The sequence below is a fragment of the Erythrobacter sp. S57(2025) genome (assembly GCF_057365055.1).
This window is the reverse complement of record NZ_CP200299.1, coordinates 1483493-1501673: the sequence shown is the minus strand read 5'-3', so window position 1 is coordinate 1501673 and position 18181 is coordinate 1483493. Positions and strand designations below refer to the sequence as shown.

Annotated in this window: 10 protein-coding genes and 1 pseudogene; 10 read left to right on the top strand and 1 reads right to left on the bottom strand. The window is 54.6% G+C overall.

Annotation, left to right across the window (positions count from 1 at the left end):
- Positions 1–153 precede the first annotated feature (153 nt).
- The 9 genes and pseudogenes from AC0V6N_RS07240 (at position 154) to AC0V6N_RS07200 (ending at position 16698) form a co-directional block, all read left to right on the top strand.
- A pseudogene (locus tag AC0V6N_RS07240) lies at positions 154–3687 on the top strand (hydantoinase B/oxoprolinase family protein).
- Positions 3684–4382 (top strand): DUF969 domain-containing protein, encoded by a 699-nt coding sequence (locus AC0V6N_RS07235; protein WP_486170906.1) that lies wholly within the window; start codon positions 3684–3686, stop codon positions 4380–4382. The pseudogene AC0V6N_RS07240 and the gene AC0V6N_RS07235 overlap by 4 nt, the downstream one beginning before the upstream one ends.
- On the top strand, positions 4379–5329 hold the full coding sequence (locus tag AC0V6N_RS07230; protein ID WP_486170905.1) for a DUF979 domain-containing protein: 951 nt from the start codon (positions 4379–4381) through the stop codon (positions 5327–5329). Before AC0V6N_RS07235 ends, AC0V6N_RS07230 begins: the two co-directional genes overlap by 4 nt.
- Entirely contained in the window at positions 5320–6306 is a 987-nt protein-coding gene (locus AC0V6N_RS07225) for a DUF2891 domain-containing protein (protein ID WP_486170904.1), read from the top strand. Before AC0V6N_RS07230 ends, AC0V6N_RS07225 begins: the two co-directional genes overlap by 10 nt.
- A gap of 277 nt (positions 6307–6583) precedes the next feature.
- Positions 6584–7564, top strand: coding sequence for a hypothetical protein (locus tag AC0V6N_RS07220; protein ID WP_486170903.1), 981 nt, complete (start codon positions 6584–6586; stop codon positions 7562–7564).
- A 22-nt stretch (positions 7565–7586) separates the two neighbouring features.
- The gene (locus tag AC0V6N_RS07215) at positions 7587–8066 is read left to right on the top strand and encodes a hypothetical protein (RefSeq protein ID WP_486170902.1); all 480 of its coding nucleotides are present in this window, start codon (positions 7587–7589) and stop codon (positions 8064–8066) included.
- Between the two features lie 95 nt (positions 8067–8161).
- Positions 8162–9250 (top strand): hypothetical protein, encoded by a 1089-nt coding sequence (locus tag AC0V6N_RS07210; protein WP_486170901.1) that lies wholly within the window; start codon positions 8162–8164, stop codon positions 9248–9250.
- Positions 9251–9328: 78 nt separating this feature from the next.
- Entirely contained in the window at positions 9329–14515 is a 5187-nt protein-coding gene (locus tag AC0V6N_RS07205; RefSeq protein WP_486170900.1) for a TonB-dependent receptor, read from the top strand.
- On the top strand, positions 14515–16698 hold the full coding sequence (locus tag AC0V6N_RS07200; protein WP_486170899.1) for a DUF11 domain-containing protein: 2184 nt from the start codon (positions 14515–14517) through the stop codon (positions 16696–16698). The genes AC0V6N_RS07205 and AC0V6N_RS07200 overlap by 1 nt, the downstream gene beginning before the upstream one ends.
- Before the next feature lie 4 nt (positions 16699–16702).
- Here AC0V6N_RS07200 and AC0V6N_RS07195 read toward each other — a convergent pair whose 3' ends face one another.
- Entirely contained in the window at positions 16703–17164 is a 462-nt protein-coding gene (locus AC0V6N_RS07195) for a response regulator (protein ID WP_486170898.1), read from the bottom strand.
- 179 nt (positions 17165–17343) lie between these two features.
- Here AC0V6N_RS07195 and AC0V6N_RS07190 point away from each other — a divergent pair, with 179 nt between their 5' ends.
- On the top strand, positions 17344–18135 hold the full coding sequence (locus AC0V6N_RS07190; protein WP_486170897.1) for a tyrosine-protein phosphatase: 792 nt from the start codon (positions 17344–17346) through the stop codon (positions 18133–18135).
- Positions 18136–18181: the final 46 nt, after the last annotated feature.

Below are 18181 nucleotides of genomic sequence, written 5' to 3'. Positions count from 1 at the left end.
GACGTCCTGAGCCAAAAAAGTGCCAAAATGCAACCTATCAATTTTTCGCTCGCTGCTGTGCACGGATTGGGAGGGACCCACAATTGACGCAGGCGAGCGCGCTTGCAACAAGTAGGCGTGCCCCACAGATGCAACGAAGGATTATCGCAAGTCATGGATGCATGGCGCTTCGCGATTGATCGAGGGGGAACCTTCACTGATGTTGTTGCAGAAACGCCGGATGGGCGTTTGGTGACGCATAAGCTATTGTCAGAAAATCCCGGTCACTATGTCGACGCGGCAAGCGAAGCCGTCCGACATTTGATGCAGGAATATGGCGAAGGCGCGATTGATGAGCTGCGCATTGGCACCACAGTGGCAACTAACGCCCTGCTCGAGCGAAAAGGCGAGCGCCTAGCTCTCGCAATCACCAAAGGGTTCGGCGATGCATTGAGAATTGGCACTCAGGCACGGCCAGAGATCTTTGCACGGCACATTGTGCTGCCAGAACAACTTCCCGCTCAGGTCATTGAAATCGAGGAACGTGTGGGCGTTGGTGGTGAAGTCTTGGTCGCTATTGACGAAGAAGCGGCACGCTCAGAATTGGAGGCACTGCGGGCAGATGGTTTTGACGCGCTCGCAATCGTGTTTGTTCATGGTTGGAAACATCGTGCGCACGAGAAAAAACTAGCTCAGATTGCTCGCCAAAGCGGATTTTCGCAGGTCAGCACTAGTCATGAGGTTGCCCCTCTGATCAAGCTTATCCCGCGCGGCGATACAACGGTGGTTGATGCCTATCTTTCGCCTGTCTTACGGCGTTATACGGACACGCTTCGCAGTCAGTTGCCGGAAGCACGACAACTGCGTTTTATGCAGTCCAATGGCGGTCTTGCTGAAGTTGGCGCGTTCAGGGGAAAGGACGCAATCCTTTCGGGGCCAGCAGGAGGCGTCGTAGGGATGGTCGCTGCCAGTGAAGCGCTAGGGCATTCGAAGCTGATAGGCTTCGACATGGGCGGCACCAGCACGGATGTAGCGCATTACGCAGGCGCATATGAGTTGACTGGCGACAGCGTGGTCGCAGGCGTCCGAGTGGCGGCCCCGATGATGCAAATTCACACGGTTGCAGCAGGTGGAGGCTCAATCTGTAGTTTTGATGGCGCGCGCTTCAGAGTTGGCCCTCACAGCGCTGGAGCTGACCCTGGCCCGGCTTGTTATCGCAAAGGTGGCCCACTGACAGTCACCGACTGCAACCTGTTTTTGGGACGGATTGATCCGGCATTTTTCCCCCATGTATTCGGTCCGAATGGCAATGAGCCCCTTGATCCATTGGCTGCAAAGGCCGCGCTCGAAGCGGTTGCTGTTGCACTACCTGAGCCCAAATCGCTCGAGCAAATTGCGCGCGGCTTTCTCGCCATTGCCGTTGACAGCATGGCGAATGCGATCCGAAAGATCTCGGTTGCCAGAGGGCATGACGTAACCACCTATGCGCTCCAGTGCTTTGGCGGGGCAGGTGGGCAACACGCTTGCAAAGTGGCCGATGAGCTTGGCATGGAAACGGTGCTCGTTCACCCGCTTGCCGGCATGCTTTCAGCCTATGGCATTGGTCTTGCTCCGATAAAGGCGATCCGTGAGGTAAGCGTTCTACAACCCTTAGAAGGCGACTTTTCGCATGCGTTGAGTGAGTTGGAGGAGGAAGTTACCAACGCGCTATTGGCGCAGGGAATTGAGGCGTCGAGAATTTCGCTCGAGCGCCGCGCAAGGTTAAGGTTTGAGGGGAGCGATTTAATGCTCACCTTGGAATGCGAAGATGCTGCAAGCATGGATCAGGCATTTCGCGCTCTTCACCGCAAACGATTTGGCTATTCTGATGACAATGCACCGATCATTATCGAAGCTTTGAGTGTGGAGGCCCTGGGTGTTTCGGGCGGAATTGCCGCTGAGCCGATCAATACAAGCGGCGTCGATTTTGAGGCATCTGGCAGTTGGCGGACACTGGCGCGCGGAGAGATTTAAACAGGCGAACTGGTGCGAGGACCCGCCTTGATCATCGATCCGGGTTCTACAACAGTGGTTGAGAAGGGTTGGGTAGCTGAGTTAGCGAAAGAGGGGAGCATCATTCTCACTCGAGCTGAGGCATTTATGCGCAGTAGGGCAGCCGGCACCGATGTTGATCCCATTCGGCTCGAGATTTTCAATAACCTATTTATGGCGATTGCCGAAGAAATGGGCGTCGTGCTTCAATCGACCGCAACTTCGGTGAATATCAAAGAACGGCTCGATTTCTCCTGCGCATTGTTTGACGTGCAAGGCGCGTTGATCGCCAATGCGCCGCATATCCCTGTCCATTTGGGCTCAATGGGCGATAGTATCGCAAGAGTGATAGAGGCACGCGGTGACAAGCGCGATGGTCGAGGTTTTCAGCGCGGTGACGCCTATGTCTTGAACGATCCCTATCGTGGCGGCACTCATTTGCCTGATATCACAGTAATTGTGCCTGTATTCTATGGTGAAGGGAACGATCCCGATGCCTTTGTCGCGGCCCGCGGCCACCATGCTGACATCGGTGGCATAGCCCCCGGCTCGATGCCTCCTGAAAGCCGCACAATCGAGGAAGAGGGTGTCATGATTGATAACCTTCTGATGGTCGATGAAGGCGTTTTTCAAGAGCAAACGGTACGAGATATTCTTGCAAAAGGGAGGTATCCGGCCCGTGCGCCTGATCGAAATCTATCCGACCTAAGAGCGCAATTGGCAGCGTGCACAAGGGGCGCTGAATTATTGGCATCTGCAGCCAATGATCAAGGTGGAGAAGTCGTCGCAGCCTATATGCGGCACGTCATTGCCAATGCTGAGGAGAGTGTTCGAAGGCTCCTTGATCATCTTGAAGATGGCGCGTTCGAATATGGGCTGGATAATGGTGCACGGATCAAGGCTGCCGTCAGCATTGATCGCGAAAATCGCAGCGCTGTTTTCGATTTTTCTGGAACAAGCGACCAGTTGTCAGACAACTTCAACGCTCCTCGCTCCATCACTAGAGCCGCAGCGCTTTACGTTCTTCGCACACTGATCGACGATCAAATTCCCATGAATGACGGCTGTTTGCGGCCAATAGAGCTAATTGTTCCCGAGGGCTCGATGCTCAACCCCCAGCCCGGTGCTGCAGTGGTGGCTGGCAATGTTGAGACAAGTCAGGCGGTAACCGATGCGCTGTTCGCGGCCACAGGAAAGCTAGCCCCAAGCCAAGGGACTATGAACAATTTCACCTTCGGCAATGAGAAATACCAGTATTACGAAACAATCTGCGGAGGTTCTGGCGCTGGTCCAGATCATGATGGGACTAGCGCTGTCCAAACGCATATGACCAACAGCCGGCTAACGGATCCCGAGATACTGGAAGCACGCTTTCCAGTGCGGTTGGAGCGATTTGCCATTCGGGAAGGCTCCGGCGGGAAGGGTGTCTTCTGCGGGGGAGACGGTGTCGAGCGGCATGTGAAATTCCTTGAACCGATGCGCGCAAATATCCTCGCCAACCGCCGCACAATCGCGCCGCGAGGGATCGCAGGAGGCGGTGATGCGCAAGCAGGGAAAAATTGGGTTGAGCGAAGCAACGGTGAGCGCGAAGAGCTCGGGGCAACAGGTTCTGCACAAATGGACAACGGTGATGTGTTCGTGATCCACACGCCTGGCGGGGGAGGATACGGCGCATGACTGAAGCTGCGACAAACTACTGGCCACTTATGGGTATAGCTCTGGTGGTGATCGGTTTTGCGCTTCGATTCAATCCTTTGATGGTTGTGGTCGCGGCAGCATTGGCAACCGGCTTGCTCGCTGGATTTGATTTTGTCTCCGTCGTTGAATCCTTAGGAAAGGCTTTCAACGACAACCGTTATATCTCTGTAACTTGGGTGATTTTGCCCGTCATAGGTCTCCTTGAGAGGTATGGACTCCAGCAGCGGGCAAGAGCTTTGATCGAAGGAGTTCAGGGAGCCACGATGGGTGGGTTCCTGACAATCTATCTTTTGTTTCGCCAGGTCACAGCAGCGATAGGCATGAAGGATATAGGTGGCCATCCCCAAGCTGTGCGTCCACTTGTAGCTCCTATGGCGGTGGCAGCGGCTGAGATGACACATGGGGACCTGGAGGATGAAGAGCGTGAAAAGGTCCGCGCTATGTCCGCTGCCACAGACAATGTCGGCCTGTTCTTTGGTGAAGATATCTTCTTCGCAATTGCTTCTATATTGTTGATTCAAGGTGTTTTTGAGAGTTATGGATATCCGCTAACGCCACTTGAGCTTTCAGTGTGGGCCATCCCGACCGCCATCTGCGCTTTCTTCATCCATGGCTGGCGAATTCGGGCGCTCGATCGGAAGTTAGCTCGGCCAGTGGAGGGTGTATTATCATGATCACCTATGAGTGGCTCTACTGGTTAGCGGGCACCTTCTTTGCCCTCTGGTCAATTCTGAGCTTACGTGACAAACGTATTGGAAATGCTGCATTTTGGGGGCTTCTATCGACAAGTTTCTTTGCAGGAAGTCACCTCCCTGATCTTTACAATGGGATAATCGTACTACTGCTTGTAGTGATCGCTGGGGCTGGTGGCCTAAAGCGTAGTTCACCAAAAACGACGACCGATACTGAGCGGGAAGCGGATTCAAGAAAGCTCGGTAACTTATTGTTTATCCCAGCTTTGATTGTTCCAGTAACAGCTGTGGCTGGCACGCTGCTGTACAATTACACACCGCTCTCAGAAGCCGGCTTTTTTGAGCCTCGTCGAGAAACTTTGATCCTCTTCGGTGCCGGGACGTTGATCGCATTATTGGCCGCAATGGTATGGCTTAGGCCCCCAGCTTTGGCTCCTATCGAAGAAGGGCGAAGGCTAATCGATTCAATCGGTTGGGCGGCAATCTTGCCACAGATGTTGGCTGCGCTTGGAGCGGTGTTCGCCCTTGCTGGGGTTGGCGACATCATCGGAGGTGCCGCTGGCAGTGCTATTCCGGAGGGCAGTGTATTTCTCACTGTGGTTATTTTTGCGCTGGGCATGGCGCTATTCACAATGATTATGGGCAATGCTTTCGCTGCTTTTCCAGTAATGGCAGCGGCGATTGGAATTCCGCTCTTGGTAGAAACTTATGATGGCAATCCGGCGGTAATCGGAGCCGTGGGCATGTTGGCGGGCTTTTGCGGCACATTGCTTACGCCGATGGCGGCAAACTTCAATATCGTGCCAGCTGCTCTCCTGGAGTTGAAAGATCAGAATGGGGTGATCCGCCAGCAAATAGGCACAGCGATACCGCTTTGGGCATGCAATGTTGCGATCATCTATGTGGGGGCGTTCCTGCTGTGGAGTTGACCGAAGACCTCGCACGCAAATTTGCACGGATTGCTCTGGGTCATGTAGGGCAAGAGTATCCGAACAAGCTTGATCACGTGTTGGATTGTGATGCTGACGCAATGTCTCCCCGCGCTCTACATCCGGCGTTCTTTGGCAGTTTCGATTGGCACTCCTGCGTACATTCCTGGTGGATGCTGCTGACAATACGGCGCCTTTATCCCGAACTTTCAGAGGCCCGTGAGATCGACGCTTTGGCGGAGAACACTCTTTCCGAAGCGAATTTGGCCGTTGAGCTAGAATATCTTGAGCGACCATCTTCGCGCGGTTTTGAGCGTCCTTATGGATGGGGCTGGCTGTTGTACCTTCATCATGAGGCCGCTCGCCATACTGATCGCGAATGGGGAAGGCGGCTTGAGCCCTTGGCGAATGCATTTGCGAGCAGGTTCGCAGAATATCTCAACATACTCACTTACCCCATCACAGTTGGCACCCATTTCAATACCGCCTTTGCGCTGGTTCTGGCGCGTGAATGGGCAGAGCTGCGCGATCCGATGCTGCTGACAGGTGTTGATGCGTGGGCAGAACAGGCATTCGCGGGAAGGTCCGACTACGCTGGGTGGGAGCCTGGTGGAGACGAATTTCTCTCACCTGTTTTGATTGCTGCAAAACTCATGAGCGCGGTGATGCAGGATAGGAGCTTTCAGCCATGGTTTCAGAGTCTTGTAATAGATAATGGATGGCTTGAGCGCGAATGTCATCCGGCAATAGTGTCTGACCGGAGTGACGGTAAAATTGCTCATCTCGACGGTCTAAACCTCAGCCGTGCGTGGTGCTTGAAAGCGATTGGCACGGCTATCAGGCCGAGCCACTATTCCAGCCTACTCACAGAACGGATTGAGAGTCACCTGCGGGCTGCTCTTCCTCATGTTGCAGGAGACTATATGGGTGAGCATTGGCTGGCCAGCTTCGCTTTGTTGGCCCTTGTCGAAGAGTGAGTTTCGACTGGTTTTGGGCGTAAAAGGCATGGTTGCTTCAGCTTTTTTCCCGCAACGCCTCCTTTGTGAGCGTCGGGCTAACGAGAAACAGAGCGCAATTGACCATGCGGTAAGAAAACGGCGGATTTTCGCCGATTTCCGGCATCAATCGGCGTCGACCCGTCTCTCCAGTTAACTATAACTTCTTGTAAACACATGTATCAAAAACCGCAGAACTCTGGGGTTTTTGCCCGTTTGCTAACGGCTTGATAACCATTGATCTGTATTCGCCGTATGTATGAATACGCAAAAGATCAAAAACTCGCTTTTTGCCACCTCCGTTGTGGCGATGTTCACCCTTTCCGCACCTGCTTACGCCGATGGGGTTAGCGCAGGCACGCTGATTGAGAACACCGCGACTGCCACCTACGACGATGGGGATGGGCCGCAAAGCGTTGATTCTAATACGGTTGTAGTCCGTGTTGACGAATTGATCGATGTGACCGTGACCTCGCTCGATAGCGGACCAATTGGAGCCCAGCCAGGCGAGGCAATCCTCACATTTGAGGTGACTAACCAAGGGAACGGCCCAGAAGCCTACACCTTGACGGCAAACCCTACGGTTGCTGGCAATGACTTTGACACCACCGTGACAAACATTGCGGTCGATACAAATGGCAACGGTACCTACGATCCCGGTGTCGACGACATTCTGACCGCGCCAGAGACTACGCAAATTCTGGCTGCGGACGAAGCATTGCGGGTATTTGTGATCGTCGAAGTGCCCGCAGGCGTTTCTGATGGAGATGCGAGCGATGTTGAGCTCACCGCCGAAGCGGTAACCGGCACGGGTGCACCTGGCACAGTGTTTACAGGACAAGGTGTTGATGGCGGCGATGCGATTGTCGGGACAACAGGCGCAGATGACAGCGCAACGGGCACACTGATTGTCGGTATCACGTCGGTTGATCTCACAAAATCAGTCAGCGTCGTTGATCCGTTTGGTGGTGATAGCGCGGTTCCCGGCTCAATCGCGACTTTTACGATTGTTGCGACGGTCGCAGGCAGCGGATCCGTCGACGCTCTTAACGTGACCGACGTCATTCCAGACGACACAACCTATTTGCCCGGTTCCCTAACACTCGACAGCGCCATCCTAACTGATGCCAGCGGTGATGATGCTGGCGAGGCTTCAAATACGGCCGGCATCTCGGTCGAACTGGGCACAGTTGCTGGCGGCACCATCCACACAATCACGTTCGATGTCGCCATCGATTGACTCGATCTGAGGAACTAAGAATATGAATACGTTCAAGAAAATGCTCATGTCCTTGCTCGCCCTTTCGGCTGCGGCGATGCCTGCGACTGCTTTCGCACAGAGCCCCGTCTCGCTTTCTGGCGACGTTATGGCTGTTGAGACGTCGGTGGATGCAGATGGCACGGAGAGCACAAAACTTGTCGAGCCAAACGTAATCGTTCCCGGCGACCGTCTGATTTTCGGAACTGATTACGCAAATAACGGCGCTGAAGCGGTCGAAAACTTCGTCGTCACAAACCCGCTGCCAAGCGCCGTTCGCCTTGCACCTGATGCTCCCTCTGATCTGACTGTGTCGGTCGATGGCGGAGAGACCTGGGGCGTGCTGAGCGCTCTCAGCGTTACCGGCGAAGATACAGCCACGCGCTCCGCGGTCCATGCAGATGTCACGCATGTCCGTTGGGTAATCCCTTCCATTGCTCCTGGCGAAACTGGTCGGCTCGAATATCCGGCCATCATTCGCTGAGCAAATTCACCAAATCATCCCTCAACAGGGGGAGATAGCCGCCAAGTCTCGTGGGCGGTTTTCAAGTCGCGGGGCACACGCAGAGGACCACTACAATGAAACGTACCTCCCAGTTGCTGGGTGCGGTTAGCGCGGTAGCGTTAATTGCTATGTCCAGCACGCCAGCGTTGGCGGTCGGAACGACCGCAGGTGATACGATCACCAACAACGTATCGGTCTCGTATGAGGTCGGTGGCGAAACACAAACCGAAGTCACTGACAGTGATACCTTTACGGTTGACCGTCGGATTGACGTAGTCGTGAACTTCACAGGGACCGGCAACACATCAGTGTCACCGGGCCAAGACAATGCTGTCTTGGATTTTGATGTCCAAAACCTGTCGAACGATGCTCTTGACCTTGACCTTGCAGCGGCACTGACCGGTGGCACAGGCGGATCAGGGGATATTGGACTCGATGGCGGCGGCACATTGACGCCAGGATCGTTCGAGATTTATCTCGATATCGACGATGATGGTACTCTTGATGCGAACGATATCGCAGCAGGCCCAATCACTGTTCTCGACGATATGGCAGAAGACGAAATTCGCAGCGTATTGGTCGTTGCAGATTTCAATCTCGACCCAGAGAATGGTGAGACATATGATGTCACACTGACAGCAAGCGCACTTAACGATGATGGTTCACCCATCACGCCTTCGACTAGCTCAGATGCCAACACCACTGGTGTTGATACAGTCTATGCAGACGGAGCAGGTGACACAGATGCTGCAAACGATGGCGCATTCTCGGACACGGGTACCTACGAAGTCGCAGCGGCGCTGCTCTCCGTAGCCAAGTCGAGCAGCATCGTTAGCGATCCAGTAAACGGCACAACAAACCCGAAAGCAATTCCGGGCGCAGTTATTGAATACTGCATCGTTGTATCGAACGCCGCCGGCGCCGCGACTGCAACAGCGGTAAATATAACCGATGACTTGCCAGCGGATGTAACCTTTACGGTTAGCGATCCAATCTTTGTCGACGCTGATGGCGATTGCTCAGGCGGAGTCGATGAAAATGGCGGTGACGCTTCGTTCAGCTCGGCCTCTGGTCCAAGCGGCGAAGATCAGATCCTTGCGCTGGTTGCCGACGTTCCGGCAAGCACGTCGCGGTCTGTCTATTTCCAAGTCACAATCGATTAATAAGTCGATTTAGAACAAGGATTTAGAACTTTGCGTGTTTCCCCCTCTCTCAAGCGTCTTGGAGCGGCACTTTCGTTAGTGCTCGCTCCATTTGGCGTGGCCGGAGAGGGGGCATACGCCCAAACAAATGATGCGGGTGATGGCAATTCGCCTGAGGTTATCCGCACCATTGAGAATACTGCTGAAGCCACTTACGAGTTCGTTGGACGTCCGGTGCAGACAACGTCCAATCTCGTGACATTTGATGTTACGCTTCCTCCTCCAGAAATTCGTACATTTCGCCCTGCGTCGTCGGGGGACACCGAGCTTACTTTCCGCGCACCTATTTGTGCGGCAAGCGGGCAAGGGACGCAGGGTGGTACGGGTAATGGAACCTCTGATGTCGCTCTGACGCCGCAAAACGGGATGGCTGAACTGACCAACACCGTGCGCGCAGGTCAGACAGTGCTGTTTGAGGTCACTGCACTTGCAGCCAATGTCGATCCAAACGCGGTCGACCAGCTTGATATCGAGATCACCACTTCCACTGGTGACCGTGAAATCGAGACAATTTTCGAAACAGGTCCAAATACCGGTATTTTCATCGGCCAAATGGGTACTGTCCGCATGCCTCCCGCTCCCGAGCAAGGTGATTGCCGGTTGAGTATTGTTGATGGCGCTGAAATCGCGATCACAGCGACGCTTCCTGGTGACACCACCGTTCTGGTCGAAACGCAGGTCGAGGTTCTCGCCGATCCGTTTGGTGTTGTCTTTGATAGCGAGACTGGTCAGCCTGTCGACGGCGCGATCGTCACACTGATTGACGTAGCCACTGGTCAGCCCGCCACCGTCTTTGCCGAAGATGGCGTCACTTCATGGCCTTCAACAGTTATTTCGGGCCAAACTATTACGGATGGCGCAGGCAATGTGACCGATATGGGACCGGGTGAATTTTGGTTCCCGCTGACCTTCCTTGGCACATATCGCCTAGAGATTACGCCGCCTGATCCATACACGGCGCCTTCCGTCGTGAGCAGAGAAGAATTGGAGCGCTTAAGGCGCCCCGATGGCCGTGGTTTTGTGATCCTTGACGGATCATTTGGTGGGAACTTTACGCTAACTGATCCCACACCCGTTCAAATCGACATCCCATTGGACCGTCCAGGCGAAGATATCGGCCTAGTCAAAACTGCTTCGCGCGACCGCCTGCAGCCCGGTGATGTGGTGTTCTATTCAATCACAGCGCGAAATGATGACCCGTCGCGTCCGCGTCGAAATGTCGTGCTGACGGACACGCCATCCTCATTCCTTCGCCTTCGCCCAGATACAATTAGAGTTGACGGTCAAGAAGTAACCAATTCGGTGAATATTGCACCTGATGGCCGCCAATTCACCGTGGCTCTGGGGGATCTTGCGGGTGGTGAAGCACGCCGCGTGACCTACGCAATGACCGTGCGCCCTGATGCGCCACCCGGACGCACGCTGAACGATGCTTTTGTGACCGATTCTCTTGGTCGGATCGCCCGTGCGAGCGCCAGTGTTGATATTGAACGCGACAGTATCGCTGATCGCATGACAATTATTGGTCGCGTCACTGCTGGCCCCTGTACTCTGGATGATCCACGACCTGGGATACCTGGCGTTCGTGTGGTCATGGAAGATGGCAGTTTTGCGATCACTGATGCTGATGGCCGCTATCATTTCGAGGGCGTTGTACCGGGCACACATGTGGTTGCCGTTGCAGGCATGACACTGCCTGAAGGCTCTGAGCTCGTCGATTGTCACCGCGACACACGCAATGCGGGCAGCGCAAGCTCACGCTTTGTAATCGGGCAAGGCGGTAGCCTTATCGTCGCCGATTTCCATGCGATTGTTCCACAGCAAGAGGCCGCTCTCGCTGATGCAGCTCAGTATGCGGAGACGCGCCCTGATGGCGCCGGTGCAAGGGCAGTGGATGCCATCGCAGAAGGGCCAACGCAGCGCGGTGCTCCTGAATTGGATGCAGACACACTAAGCACAAATGGCGTTCTGGAAAGCACGGCTGAGGCCGCAGAGGCCGCTCCGATCTCCTATGCGCCGAACACCGACTGGATTGCACTCGGCGACGGCGAAGACGGTTTCCTTTCACCGGGTCTGACTGCTAATCCTCGAGCTCCTGCGATCCGTGTCGCAATCCGTCACCGTCGTGGCCAGAGTGTTGTTCTCAAGGTCAATGGTGAAGAGGTGAGCGGTCTGAACTTTGATGGCACTCTGAACCCTGACCGCGGTCAGTTTGCGGTCAGCACCTGGCGTGGTGTTCTGCTCGAGAATGAGCGCACTGTGTTGGAAGCGGACATCGTCAACAGCTTCGGCATGGTGTCTAAGACTTTCAATCGCGAAGTGTTCTTTACCACAACGCCGGCTCGCGTTGAGATGGTACCGGAGCTGTCAAACTTGGTCGCAGACGGTCGCACACGTCCTGTTGTCGCTGTACGCGTTTTGGACCGTAACGATCGGCCACTTCGCGCAGGTGTCTCGGGCAACTTCACACTGAACGCGCCATACGAAAGCGCTGAAGCTCTTGATCGGCAGCAGTTGAACCAGCTTACCGGATTTGCGCCGTCGTCGGCTCGCTGGGCGGTTCAGGGTACCGACGGCATTGCTCTTATTGAGCTTGCTCCCACCATGGTCAGCGGCTCGCTACGTCTCGATTTCAACTTTACTGATGGTGAATTGGTTCGTGAACAGCAATTGGATACCTGGATTGAGCCAGGCGATATTGAATGGACGATTGTCGGCCTTGCAGAAGGTACCGTGGGAGCACGCTCGGTTGCAGAAAACATGGAACGCGAAGGCCGTTTTGACAGCGACCTGGGCGAAGATGCGCGTGTGGCTCTTTACGCCAAAGGCCGAGTGCTTGGCCGTTATCTGCTAACGCTTGCCTATGACAGCGCTAAGCAGCGCGAAGATCAGCGTGTCCTGGGTACAATTGACCCACAGGCCTATTACACAGTCTTTGCTGACGGCTCGTCGCGCCGCTTTGATGCTGCGAGCCGTGAAAAGCTTTATGTCCGCATTGAGACATCGACCTTCTACGCTCTCTACGGCGATTTTGAGACAGCTTTCGATCAGACACGTCTAGCGCGCTATAACCGCACGGCAACGGGCCTGCGCGGTGAAGCTCGTTTTGGACAGGTTAAGGCAACGGGTTTTGCAGCAGAAATCTCAAGCCGGCTTCAGCGTGATGAGATTCAAGGGCAGGGCATTTCTGGCCCGTATCAGCTCAGCAATCGTTCAATCCTTGCAAACAGTGAGCGTGTCACACTCGAAGTGCGTGATCGCTTCCGTTCAGAGCTGATCGTATCGACGCAAAGACTGACGCGCTTCATTGATTACGATGTTGATCTCCTGTCAGGTACAATCACCTTCTCACGCCCAATTTTGAGCCGCGATGATGCTCTCAACCCGCAATTCATTGTGGTTGAATATGAAACTGATGGACTCGGTGCGAGTGAGCTCAATGCTGGCGCACGCGTTGATTGGACCAGCAATGATGGCCGTGTTCGCGTCGGTATCAACGCCCTGACTGACAAAGGCGAAGGCCCACGCACGGACATTGGCGCAATCGACCTGCGCGCTGAAATTGGCAGCAACACCGAAATCCGCGCAGAGATCGCCGCAAGCCGCTCGGAAGGCCAGACCGCAACAGGTTGGATCGCTGAAGTACAGCACCGCACCGGTCAACTTGATCTGCTAGCTTATGCTCGCCAGCTTGATGCTGACTATGGGATCGGACAGCAAAATGGTGCGGAGCTTGGCCGTCGCAAGTTCGGCCTTGATGGTCGGGTATTCCTCGCTGAAAACCTCAGCCTAACTGGTAGTGTGTTCCAGGATGACAGTCTGACTGACAGCTCGCGTCGCCGCGCTGCTCAGGCACAGTTGCAACTCACACGCCGCAACACTGACCTTCGCCTTGGCCTGTCGCACTTCAATGATCGCTTGGCTGACGGGACGAACAACATGTCGACCGTGCTTGAAGCTGGCGTTACGCAGCGTCTGCTCGACAATTCGCTTGAACTTTCAGCTGCAAGCTCAATCGCGCTGGACAGTGCTGAGAGTGTCGATCTGCCAGCACGCCATCGCCTGAGCGCTCGTTATGCGATCACCAACAATGTGCGTTTGGTCGGCACGTATGAAATCGCTGATGGCGAAAACATTGATTCACGCCAATTGCGTGGTGGCATCGAGGCCACTCCTTGGCAGGGTGGCCAGATTATCACTTCGGTTGGTCAGGAAACGATCGGCGAGTTTGGCAACCGCACCTTTGCAGCCTTCGGTCTTGCACAAACGCTGCAAGTGACACCTGAGCTGACGATTGATGCAACGATCGATGGCAACCGCACTCTGAACGGCATTCCTGACGATTTCGATCTAGTGAACACTTTGCAGCCTGCGGCCAGCGGTGGTCAGTTGACCGGCAATCAGCGTTTCGAAGACTTCACTGCCGTCACCGCAGGTGCCGCATGGCGCAAGGATCGCTGGAGCGTAACTGCTCGCGGTGAGTACCGTGTGGGCGAGCAGGCAGACCGTATGGGCGTGACTTTTGGCGCGATCCGTCAATTGGGTGAGGGCAGCATTGTTGGCTCTGGCGCAACTTGGACACGGGCTGATGATGACAATGGCGCATCGACAGAAATCTTTGACGCAAGCGTCGCTTTCGCCCACCGTCCTGACCACTCGGAAGTCGCGATGCTCGGAAAGCTTGAGTATCGTAGCGACAGTGTAGTTGGCGGCATCGCTGGCCAGAATGCACCTGTTGGCAATACCGCTCTCAATATTGATGGTGATGCTGTTTCACGCCGTGTCGTCGCGAGCTGGTCAACCAATTGGAGCCCGCGCGGTTGGGATGAAGACGAGTTTGGGATCAATCACCAAACGCGCCGAGATGAATACACCTTGTTCGTTGGCGGCCGCTACAACTTTGATGAGTTTGAAGGCACCGAGTTTTCCGGCACTACCGTTCTTGCTGGTGCAGACGTGCGCATCGGAATTGGCGATCGTTTCGAAATCGGCGCAACCGGTACGGTCCGCGCAAACCTTGAGGATAACGTCACCAACTTCTCTTACGGGCCCACGGTTGGTTTTGTACCGGTGGACGGCATGCTGCTGACTGTTGGTTACAATGTTGAAGGCTTCCGTGATGGTGATTTCTCTGCCGCGCGAAACACTGATGAAGGGCTGTTTGCTGCCGTTCGTTTCAAATTTGATACCAATACGTTCGACTTTTTGGGACTTGGCGGTCGCTGATGATCAGGTCGCTTGAACGTTTTCTCGCGCTGCTTCTGCTGCCGATGCTCGGAATGTTGGCGCTGTTCGCCCCCAATTCTGCGCATGCGCAAGACTCCGACGTGGATTGGGTAGATGCGGGCGTACCGAGCCAAGGATCTGTTCCCAGCCCAACCACTGTTACTGGCTCGGATGGCACAACCGCTACAGTCACTTTTAGTACCACCTCCTCTGGTGGCGGAACCTTTACCAATGCCAGTTTTGCAGGTGACTTTCTAAGCTATTTTAATGGGCAGATCGGTGACGGCACCACTTTGCTGTTTGCCAATTTTGATAACTCAGAATTCGACCCGCTGGATCGTGTCACTATCACAATCACACTCAGCCAGGCCGTGACTGGCCTGCAATTCTCACTGAGCGATGTCGACACCGGGACCAATACTGACGCGGTTGAAGTCTTCTTTGACGATGATTTGTCCGGAGGATTGACCAATGCAGCGAACGATAACTCGCTTTGGAGCATCGGGTCGGCGGTAACGCGAACAAATGATAGCGTTTTGAACGGCTGGCGCGGCACCTCTCCATCAAATCAGTTCACAACTGATGGCGATGTCGATTTCGACTTTGGAACCAATTCGGTTCGTCGTATCCAAATCGTCTATTTCAGCTATACAGGCACAGGTAACCCCACAGGCCAGTTTATCGGCATTTCCGATTTAGCCTATTTCGCACCTGGCGCCGACCTATCGCTGTCAAAGTCGCTGATCGGTTCTCCGCCATTGCAAGGCGGAACTGTGACATGGCGACTAACCGTCACAAACAACGCGGATTCACTTGATTCGGGAACCGGAATTGTAGTTCGCGACACCTTTCCGGCCAGTTTCACTTTTGGTTCGGCGACCGGAGACGGGGCATTTAACTCCGCGAACTCGAACTGGACAGTGCCTGATCTTGACCCTGGTGAGAGTGCTAGCTTGACGATCAGCGGAACGGTGTCAGCGGCAGCTGGGAACACTGTGACCAACAGCGCCGAAATCATCGCTGCGAATGAGTTCGACCGCGATTCAACCGTCAATAACGGCAGCACAACCGAAGACGATTTCGCCTCCTCTAGCTTCATTGTTCAATCAGGCCGCGCGCCAGGTATTCCACCAGCACTTACATGCCCGGCGGGCTTCTCAGTCTTTGATTGGGATACTATTTCTGGTTGGACGAATGGTTCCACCGATAACACCTATGCGTTTGCCAGTTTTGGTGACATCCGCTTCCAATTGTCAAACGACGGAGCTTTCTTGAGCGACACTGACTTTGGCGGGCAAACGCCTACGGTCTTTGACTACTATGGCGGTGGGCTGTCTCCAGAAGAAGACAGCCTTCACATGCTGGCCGACCAAACCAACCAATCTGGCGAAGTCACCATCACAATTACCCTGCCTAGGTCGTTTACCGGTTTGCAGTTCTCACTATTCGACGTGGATTTTGGTGCAAACCAGTTCGCAGACCGTGTTGAAGTCACCGGCACCAATGGCGGAGTTACTGTCCTCCCCACGCTTACAAACGGAAACGTAAACTTTGTGAGCGGCAACACGGCCATTGGCGACGGTGGCTCTGGCAATTCCGATCCTTTTGGCAACGTCGTTGTGACATTTACCGGGACGGTGGACACGATTGTCATACGATATGGCAACCACACCACAGCTCCCACGAACCCTGGCCAGCAAGGAATAAGCATTCACGACATCGTGGTTTGCGATCCGTTCACAACGCTTAATGTGAGCAAAATCAGTTCGATCCTCTCAGACCCCGTGAACGGAAGCACCAATCCAAAGGCAATCCCTGGGGCAATTGTCGAGTACCTGATTACTGTATCCAACACAGGACCCACCGCCGCAGACCCCGATTCCGTGGTTGTCTGGGACGATGGCCCGGCTGATGCGAAGCTGTGCCTGATTTCTCGCAGCGCAGGTCCAATCATCTTCGCTGATCCCGGAAGCAATTCAGATCTTACCTATAGTTTCGCCAGCCTTGGCTCAACCGGCGATAATGTTGAATTCTCCGATGATGGTGGCGCGACATTCTCGTACACGCCTGTCGATGACGGCGAGGGGTGCGATACGGCTGTCACTGACTTCCGAGTGAATCCTACAGGCGCGTTTGCCGCAAGTGGGAATTTCACCATAAGGGTTCGTTATCAGGTTGAATGACTACCTAGATAAATCGCCTTACTGACGGTTCGGCTTCGCGGATTAGGCCCGAGCTTCTCGCAAGGTGTGTTTTTAGATCAGTATGCCTGGGTTTGTCGCGCCGCTTTGATAGGACGCGTTGCACTCGGCTAGTTAGACTGCGCGGATCGAAAGGTTTGCGAACAAAGTCTTGCGCACCCGCATAAATCGCCTGCGCTTCGTCTTCGGCGCCGCTCATGGCGGTGAACATGATGACAGGCAAATCGTAATAGTTGGGTGACCCACGCAATTTGCGAAGCAATGAGACACCTGACATGCCTGGCATATTCTGATCCAGCAAAAGCACATCTGGTCGCCTTTTTCCCACCACGTCCCATGCTTTCTCACCGCTTGTGACCCACCCGCATGCATGGCCTGCATCGATCAAAGCCTGCGAGGCCAGCTCGGCGATGAGTTCGTCATCATCGGCAATTAAGATATGTGCCATTGGTCAGATTGCCCTTCACGACTGAGCGGTTGAAATTGAGGCTATGGTTAAGTTTCTAGCCGAAAGTATCCCAATTCCGCCTTTTCGCGATCCTCCGCGCGCCTACTTACGGGTCTTTGCGCAGGCTTTGCCTGCTCGAAGGTTGCCGTGAGGGTGCTGCACTGTCAGTGCTTGAGACTATGATTCGAACGCAAGAAAACAGTCCGTTCCTGACGACACAGGGCATCCATAACCTGCGTGATTATGGTGGGTATTCAGCGGGAGACGGTCAGCGTGTGCGGAAGGGTCTGCTGTTCCGCTCGGGCCAGCATATGGAGGCGAGTGAAGACGATCTCGACCTCCTCGAAGCGCTTGATATTCGCACGATCATCGATCTTCGCGGGATAAGCGAACGCACTAGCTTTCCATGTCGTCGCCATCCTGAATTTTCCGCGCAGGTCATCGCCTATGATGGAGAGACGACAAGCTCCCCGCCGCATGAAGGGGGCTGGGACAAAGTGGACATGACCGCGGAAAAAGCGCGTCAGCGCATGCTCTCGGTCTACACGCGGATGCCGGTCAATCCTGCGATGATCGACATGTTCTCGCGCTACTTTAGTGCTCTAGACAGCAATGATGGGGGAAGTCTGGTTCATTGCTTTGCCGGAAAAGATCGCACGGGAATGGCAGCGAGCCTGCTTCTCCATGTGCTGGGCGTGCACAGGGACGATTACATCGCTGAATTCCTGCTGACCAATGATGCTCCCACGCAGCATATCCTTGAGCGGCAATCACTGCCACGAATGGAAGCGCATTACGGAGAGATTGAGGAGCAGGCGGTGCGCAATCTGATGGGTGTCTTGCCCGAATACATCGAGACCTACTTTGCAGAGGTCGAGCGGGATCATGGATCGCTCGATACGTTTCTCGCGCAAACATTAGGTGTGGATGAGGCAAGGAAAGCTCGTCTGAGAGAACGCTTCCTGACGTGACAAGCGTTTAACGCGCCCCCATATCATGAACCGAACTGATTGCAGA

Coding starts and splice junctions, on each gene's coding strand:
- AC0V6N_RS07220 (WP_486170903.1), top strand. CDS start 6,584: ATGAATACGCAAAAGATCAAAAACTCGCTTTTTGCCACCTCCGTTGTG.
- AC0V6N_RS07215 (WP_486170902.1), top strand. CDS start 7,587: ATGAATACGTTCAAGAAAATGCTCATGTCCTTGCTCGCCCTTTCGGCT.
- AC0V6N_RS07235 (WP_486170906.1), top strand. CDS start 3,684: ATGACTGAAGCTGCGACAAACTACTGGCCACTTATGGGTATAGCTCTG.
- AC0V6N_RS07190 (WP_486170897.1), top strand. CDS start 17,344: ATGATTCGAACGCAAGAAAACAGTCCGTTCCTGACGACACAGGGCATC.
- AC0V6N_RS07195 (WP_486170898.1), bottom strand. CDS start 17,164: ATGGCACATATCTTAATTGCCGATGATGACGAACTCATCGCCGAGCTG.
- AC0V6N_RS07230 (WP_486170905.1), top strand. CDS start 4,379: ATGATCACCTATGAGTGGCTCTACTGGTTAGCGGGCACCTTCTTTGCC.
- AC0V6N_RS07200 (WP_486170899.1), top strand. CDS start 14,515: ATGATCAGGTCGCTTGAACGTTTTCTCGCGCTGCTTCTGCTGCCGATG.
- AC0V6N_RS07210 (WP_486170901.1), top strand. CDS start 8,162: ATGAAACGTACCTCCCAGTTGCTGGGTGCGGTTAGCGCGGTAGCGTTA.